Source organism: Salmonella sp. SJTUF15591 (assembly GCF_043356435.1).
GTDB classification, from domain to species: domain Bacteria; phylum Pseudomonadota; class Gammaproteobacteria; order Enterobacterales; family Enterobacteriaceae; genus Salmonella; species Salmonella enterica.
Genome location: NZ_JBEUJO010000002.1, coordinates 1 through 2122, shown reverse-complemented (window position 1 = coordinate 2122; position 2122 = coordinate 1). Strand labels below are relative to the sequence as shown.

Genomic DNA, 2122 nt, shown 5'->3' with positions numbered 1-2122 from the left:
GCAAGACGAAAAATGAATACCAAGTCTCAAGAGTGAACACGTAATTCATTACGAAGTTTAATTCTTTGAGCATCAAACTTTTAAATTGAAGAGTTTGATCATGGCTCAGATTGAACGCTGGCGGCAGGCCTAACACATGCAAGTCGAACGGTAACAGGAAGCAGCTTGCTGCTTTGCTGACGAGTGGCGGACGGGTGAGTAATGTCTGGGAAACTGCCTGATGGAGGGGGATAACTACTGGAAACGGTGGCTAATACCGCATAACGTCGCAAGACCAAAGAGGGGGACCTTCGGGCCTCTTGCCATCAGATGTGCCCAGATGGGATTAGCTTGTTGGTGAGGTAACGGCTCACCAAGGCGACGATCCCTAGCTGGTCTGAGAGGATGACCAGCCACACTGGAACTGAGACACGGTCCAGACTCCTACGGGAGGCAGCAGTGGGGAATATTGCACAATGGGCGCAAGCCTGATGCAGCCATGCCGCGTGTATGAAGAAGGCCTTCGGGTTGTAAAGTACTTTCAGCGGGGAGGAAGGTGTTGTGGTTAATAACCACAGCAATTGACGTTACCCGCAGAAGAAGCACCGGCTAACTCCGTGCCAGCAGCCGCGGTAATACGGAGGGTGCAAGCGTTAATCGGAATTACTGGGCGTAAAGCGCACGCAGGCGGTCTGTCAAGTCGGATGTGAAATCCCCGGGCTCAACCTGGGAACTGCATTCGAAACTGGCAGGCTTGAGTCTTGTAGAGGGGGGTAGAATTCCAGGTGTAGCGGTGAAATGCGTAGAGATCTGGAGGAATACCGGTGGCGAAGGCGGCCCCCTGGACAAAGACTGACGCTCAGGTGCGAAAGCGTGGGGAGCAAACAGGATTAGATACCCTGGTAGTCCACGCCGTAAACGATGTCTACTTGGAGGTTGTGCCCTTGAGGCGTGGCTTCCGGAGCTAACGCGTTAAGTAGACCGCCTGGGGAGTACGGCCGCAAGGTTAAAACTCAAATGAATTGACGGGGGCCCGCACAAGCGGTGGAGCATGTGGTTTAATTCGATGCAACGCGAAGAACCTTACCTGGTCTTGACATCCACGGAAGTTTTCAGAGATGAGAATGTGCCTTCGGGAACCGTGAGACAGGTGCTGCATGGCTGTCGTCAGCTCGTGTTGTGAAATGTTGGGTTAAGTCCCGCAACGAGCGCAACCCTTATCCTTTGTTGCCAGCGGTTAGGCCGGGAACTCAAAGGAGACTGCCAGTGATAAACTGGAGGAAGGTGGGGATGACGTCAAGTCATCATGGCCCTTACGACCAGGGCTACACACGTGCTACAATGGCGCATACAAAGAGAAGCGACCTCGCGAGAGCAAGCGGACCTCATAAAGTGCGTCGTAGTCCGGATTGGAGTCTGCAACTCGACTCCATGAAGTCGGAATCGCTAGTAATCGTGGATCAGAATGCCACGGTGAATACGTTCCCGGGCCTTGTACACACCGCCCGTCACACCATGGGAGTGGGTTGCAAAAGAAGTAGGTAGCTTAACCTTCGGGAGGGCGCTTACCACTTTGTGATTCATGACTGGGGTGAAGTCGTAACAAGGTAACCGTAGGGGAACCTGCGGTTGGATCACCTCCTTACCTTAAAGAACTGTTCTTTGCAGTGCTCACACAGATTGTCTGATAGAAAGTAAAAAGCAAGGCGTCTTGCGATTGAGACTTCAGTGTCCCCTTCGTCTAGAGGCCCAGGACACCGCCCTTTCACGGCGGTAACAGGGGTTCGAATCCCCTAGGGGACGCCAGCGTTCAAACTGATGAGGTCAAACCTCTAGGGGACGCCACTTGCTGGTTTGTGAGTGAAAGTCACCTGCCTTAATATCTCAAAACTGACTTACGAGTCACGTTTGAGATATTTGCTCTTTAAAAATCTGGATCAAGCTGAAAATTGAAACACAGAACAACGAAAGTTGTTCGTGAGTCTCTCAAATTTTCGCGACACGAGAATGTTTTACGAAACATCTTCGGGTTGTGAGGTTAAGCGACTAAGCGTACACGGTGGATGCCCTGGCAGTCAGAGGCGATGAAGGGCGTGCTAATCTGCGATAAGCGCCGGTAAGGTGATATGAACCGTTATAACCG

At 52.0% G+C, this 2122-nt stretch carries 1 tRNA gene and 2 rRNA genes; all 3 read left to right on the top strand.

What is annotated here, in order from left to right:
- The first annotated feature begins 82 nt into the window (after positions 1-82).
- Positions 83-1624, top strand: a 16S ribosomal RNA gene (locus ABVM99_RS04215).
- A gap of 85 nt (positions 1625-1709) precedes the next feature.
- A tRNA-Glu gene (locus tag ABVM99_RS04210) sits at positions 1710-1785 on the top strand.
- A gap of 230 nt (positions 1786-2015) precedes the next feature.
- Positions 2016-2122 (top strand): 23S ribosomal RNA (locus ABVM99_RS04205); the annotation flags it as partial.